This is a genomic window from Holospora curviuscula (genome assembly GCF_002930195.1).
GTDB classification, from domain to species: Bacteria; Pseudomonadota; Alphaproteobacteria; order Holosporales; family Holosporaceae; genus Holospora; species Holospora curviuscula.
This window is the reverse complement of the sequence record NZ_PHHC01000079.1, coordinates 16,275-20,812: the sequence shown is the minus strand read 5'-3', so window position 1 is coordinate 20,812 and position 4,538 is coordinate 16,275. Positions and strand designations below refer to the sequence as shown.

5 protein-coding genes and 2 pseudogenes are annotated in these 4,538 nt (G+C 36.7%); 4 read left to right on the top strand and 3 right to left on the bottom strand.

What is annotated here, in order from left to right:
• Positions 1-107 precede the first annotated feature (107 nt).
• Positions 108-857, top strand: a pseudogene (locus HCUR_RS02480) (IS5 family transposase).
• A 66-nt stretch (positions 858-923) separates the two neighbouring features.
• Here HCUR_RS02480 and HCUR_RS02475 read toward each other — a convergent pair.
• Both HCUR_RS02475 and HCUR_RS02470 read right to left on the bottom strand, forming a co-directional pair.
• A complete protein-coding gene (locus HCUR_RS02475; RefSeq protein ID WP_104206592.1) occupies positions 924-2,045 on the bottom strand; it encodes a hypothetical protein in 1,122 nt (373 codons plus the stop codon).
• A gap of 316 nt (positions 2,046-2,361) precedes the next feature.
• Entirely contained in the window at positions 2,362-2,781 is a 420-nt protein-coding gene (locus HCUR_RS02470; protein ID WP_129591858.1) for a hypothetical protein, read from the bottom strand.
• Positions 2,782-3,241: 460 nt separating this feature from the next.
• Here HCUR_RS02470 and HCUR_RS10120 point away from each other — a divergent pair, with 460 nt between their 5' ends.
• The 3 genes from HCUR_RS10120 to HCUR_RS08340 all read left to right on the top strand — a co-directional run bounded on the left by HCUR_RS10120 (position 3,242) and on the right by HCUR_RS08340 (position 3,881).
• Positions 3,242-3,460: a transposase gene (locus HCUR_RS10120; RefSeq protein ID WP_104206663.1), complete on the top strand. Its 219-nt coding sequence runs from the start codon at positions 3,242-3,244 to the stop codon at positions 3,458-3,460.
• 123 nt (positions 3,461-3,583) lie between these two features.
• Positions 3,584-3,709, top strand: coding sequence for a hypothetical protein (locus tag HCUR_RS09800; RefSeq protein WP_279337505.1), 126 nt, complete (start codon positions 3,584-3,586; stop codon positions 3,707-3,709).
• Between the two features lie 19 nt (positions 3,710-3,728).
• The gene (locus tag HCUR_RS08340; protein WP_165780666.1) at positions 3,729-3,881 is read left to right on the top strand and encodes a hypothetical protein; all 153 of its coding nucleotides are present in this window, start codon (positions 3,729-3,731) and stop codon (positions 3,879-3,881) included.
• Positions 3,882-3,943: 62 nt separating this feature from the next.
• Here the strand turns inward: HCUR_RS08340 and HCUR_RS02460 are convergent.
• Positions 3,944-4,523 (bottom strand): annotated as a pseudogene (locus HCUR_RS02460) (transposase family protein); the annotation flags it as partial.
• Positions 4,524-4,538: the final 15 nt, after the last annotated feature.

Below are 4,538 nucleotides of genomic sequence, written 5' to 3'. Positions count from 1 at the left end.
TTTTCTCCATGCATTATTATCTTCATAATATATACCATAACTCTCTGGGATCAAACACCTAGAGTGTGTCGTCACGAGAATCAATCTATGCTAGCATGAGGTATAGAATGAATCAATGCAAGGTAGGCGCTCACCGACGCCATGATATGCCAGATCGCATATGGAGTCTTTTAGAGCCGCGATTGCCTGGGCGAAAAGGTTTCTGGGGAAGTATCGCCCATGATAATAGGCTTTTTATCAACGCCGTCTTTTGGATATTGCGCACTGGCGCACCCTGGAGAGATTTACCTCCTGACTTATGGCCACTGGAAAAACACGCATTGGCGCTTTTGCAGATGGCGGGACAAAGGCGTTTGGAAAGGAGTGTTAGAATCGCTTGTGATGGAGCCTGATTTTGAGTGGCTCATGATTTGATGCAAGCCCTATCAAAGTACCCCCTCATGCAGCAGGAGCACGTGGTGGAAACCAAGCCATGGAACGAACAAAAGGGGACTCAATTCCAAAATACATATAGCCGTGGATGCGACTGGTATGCCAGTGCGAATCCTTGTTACAGAAGGTAGAACAGCTGATTGTACACAGGCTGAGGCTTTTATTGAGGGCATAAACGCCCAATGTCTTTTAGCCGACAAAGGCGATGATTCAGATGCTGTATTAGACATGGAAAACGGTCAAACCATTCAAGCGGTGATTCCTGCAAAAAAGAAGGGAAAAGAACAGCGCTTCTATGACCAAGAAATACCTTCTTGCATCTTAAGCGATGGAGAGGCATCGCCACGCGATACGCCAAAAACAGCTCCTCCTTTCTTGCAGCCGCCCAAATACGCTGTCTTGCCCTTTGGCTCAATATCTCGTAACGACACTATTTAGAAGAGCGCCACATATTACCGCTCTGAGCCTTGTTTATAGTGTTGCTAATTTAATTAAAATTTTTCTAATTCTGGTTCTAGTTTATTCAGTACTGCTGAAATTTGCTCTGTATATTGTGTGATGTCAAACAACTTTTGTAAGCCATCTTCAGCATAATTATAACATTTGTTTGATTCTTCTTTTTTATTATTTTTTTTGAAAAATTCAAATATTTTTTTTACGACTGGAATAATCGTGTTAAAATCTCCTATCCTTTTTTTTGTGTTAAGTGCCATTTCTCTCCTAGCTTCTAGCGTATCGAGATTCAAAATCCTGGACAGTTGTAGATCTTTTTCGTGGTACGTTTCGAAGGACTGAAATAATGTTGGCATTTCATCCCCTAAAGCATTGTAGTTTTCTTGAGATAATGAAGCGCCACACACTCTTGTTAAACAATAAATATTTCTTTTAATAAAAGAAATGTAAACTTGTATTAAAGCTCTGTAAAAATATCCTAATAAAAGTGCAATGTGTAGACGAGGATTCCTATAATTCAAATCCGAAACGACGTTTTCATTCAAATAGTGTTTTTCCGCTTCTACAGGGTCTAAATTTAATATTTTAGAAAATACCTGTAAATATGATTTTAGGTCTTCTCTTTTCCGCTGTATAAAAGTATTTAAATTTTCTAAATAGCTTTCCTCTTGTTTTTGATTATACATTTTTAAATAATTATTATTTTTAAATACAGAATCATTATAATATTCTTTAAATACATAATTATTAGAATATTCTACACTGGAGAAAAGAGGAAGGTTGAGTTCTAATTTTTCAAAAAGTTGAGACGCGTTTTTAATCTCTGGTATGAGGGCTCTCCAAGAGTCATTATGTGTCTTTAGGTTTGGGGTCGTATTCTCTATTTCCTGGGAGTGTGTCAGCTGCGTATTCTCTGTACGCTCTGTTGCGCGTAACTGTTTCAGCTGCCTATTGATATCAGAGATAATGCGAATACACTGGTCCATTTTCTGGCTTCCATCTATGAGGAATTCTCCCTTTTCTAACGCATCATTAATAGCGTTGATATCTTTAGTGCACTGCCCCAATTTCTTTTCCCACTCTGCAGGAAATGGTTCCACAGTATTCCAACACAAAGTCAAGGCCGTTAAGATCAAAAATTTTCTATGAGTTACGTTCATCAGTTATAAAAAGAGATAAGACGTTTTTCTTATTATAATAAAAAACTTTTTACTTTTTATGAATTTAATGAAAAAATAATATTTTTAATTACAGAAATATTAGTTCCAGAAAGAAAAAAAAAGCCGGATATGAAATATCAAGCATATCATCCCTGGTTTTCAGGCGCCTAAAAGGTTTTAATGTATTGAACATGAGCTCCATTAAATATGCGCTCCTTACACAATTTGTAATCCTTACGCAGTAGGTTTATTATATTGTTTTTTTCATTGAGCTTAATATTTTGAGGACCTCTTAGAGTATCAGAGAAATCCTATATTACATTTTTACTTGCTTCACGTCTTCTTCTATTTTATTTATTGTTAGTAAAATTTTATCTGAAATGTTTTTAATGTCTTGTATATTTTTTAAAGATCGAAAAGTATTATTCTGATACTGTTCTAATATTTTCTTAGTGTACTCATTATTAGGAGCCTTATATTCTACCGTTAATAAAGCGTTCAGGAGTTCTAGCATCGTTGAAAAATTATTCATAAAAATTTTTATAAGGCGTCTTATATTGTCTACCACTTTTAGGGTAGCTTCATGCGGCATCATCTTCTCAATTTCTCTCAAAGTATCCATCTCTTCAGAAGTAAAATGTTTTTGGTTTTGCAAGAGGTTAGTAATTTTTTTGTTTAACTCATTACCTGGGTCAAAGTAATCTACACGTAAATCTTGATGCAGTTCTTTTATCAAAATAATATCCCTCTTCATAGCATAAAGGTAAACTTGTATTAACTTTTTGTAAAAATACGACAGCTTTAAATATCTTCTATTTTCTTTTGTTACAACTATTCTATAGTTAGTTGGCTATATTATCTTGCTTAGTAAACAATTAATTTATAGCCCCTCTAACAGGCCTTGTAAGACGAATCTTTTTAATCAATGAGGTAAAATTCTGTTGAATCAAAGCATTAAAATCCGGCAAGATTATGGATCATACTTCGTTCTATAGATCACAAAAGACAAGAGCCCTCATCCAATCTGTTGGCTGAAAAATAATATTGGTGCATCCTTATCCACCAGAGCTAAATTGAGATTTGAAAGAGTGAACCTAAGACCCCGTATTCATGGATAAAAGGGGGGAGTATAGTAAAGCTAGGAGGTAATCAGAACGTGTGATCCAAGAAATTTAATAAATCATGAATGAAAGCTCATTAAAGATCATTTTGCATGGGACAAGTATGGTAATATAAGTAAACACCAGAAGAAAGAGCGTATTAATGGAATAGTTTACATAATAACGACCGGCTGCCCATGGCGAATACTTTCTAAAGATTTTCCGCCATACTCGCCTGTACAATCGTTTTATCGAAGATGCAGGATCAAAAGAATATGGAAAAAAGTACTGAGCGCGCTTGTCAAGATAAGGTAGATCAAGGTTGGCGGCAGTGAAGACCCGAGCGATCGCAAGATTGATTCACACAGTGTTAAAACTACCCGGGCTTGTGAACAACGCGGCATTTACGGAGGGAAAAAAAGAGACGTAAACGCCATAGTGTTGTGGATACACAAGGCAATTGAGTGCATGGGACTGTTCATGACGCTAATCACCGTAGGGGGAGTGCAATGTTTTTTAAGCGGCTCTGCAACACTATCCGACACTCAAAAGTGTTTGCGCTGATGCCGGGTATGGAAAAACCATGCTAGCGTTTATGAGAAATGGTCTTAACAAGACAATTGAAATTTCAGAACCCCAGAATGGGCTGCGCTCGCCAAAAGATAAGTCGTTGAACGAGCCTTGGCTGGCCTCAATCATTATCCAAGATTGTCTAAAGCGTACGAAATGGCTGTAGCAGCTGCCGAAAATAGGGTGATGATCGCGCATTCTATATTAGACCGCTTGCATAAATAGATGTCAGGATAACTCCATGGTGTAAATAGCTGCTATTAGATTGAATCTGAGTCCAAATCTTTTACGTCTATTTCTGTATTGATCAGATATGATTTTGAACTGTTTAATCATACCTATGACCTTTTCATGGGCTATTCTTTCGCGAGCCAGATCTTGAGTTTTCTTTTTATCTTCTTTTTTGGCAATTTGAATTTGATATGCAGCTTTTGTATTCCTTGGTATCCAGTGTCAGTAATCCCGTGCACTTGTAGGATGTATTTTGGTTCCGGATTTTTTAAACAGCCTAAAATCATGACGTTTGCCGTTTGTACAAGCTGTACAAACAACTTGTTTCGTCTTCTTATCCACAACGAGTTGACTGTTTAAAGTATGTCTTCTTTTCTTTCCAGAATAAAAGTTTTTCTGCTTATTGTTGCGATTTTTTATACGCTTCTTATTCTTGACCCTTATCAATAAGGACAACTTCATATTCCATATCGCTTTTAAGGAGCGCTTTCCTACCTGGTAAAGCAAAATCAGGATGCTTGATGAACGTATCTTCTATCCATCTGATAGTTTTATAACCACTACTCTCTGATATCCCCTATGAAGATGCACA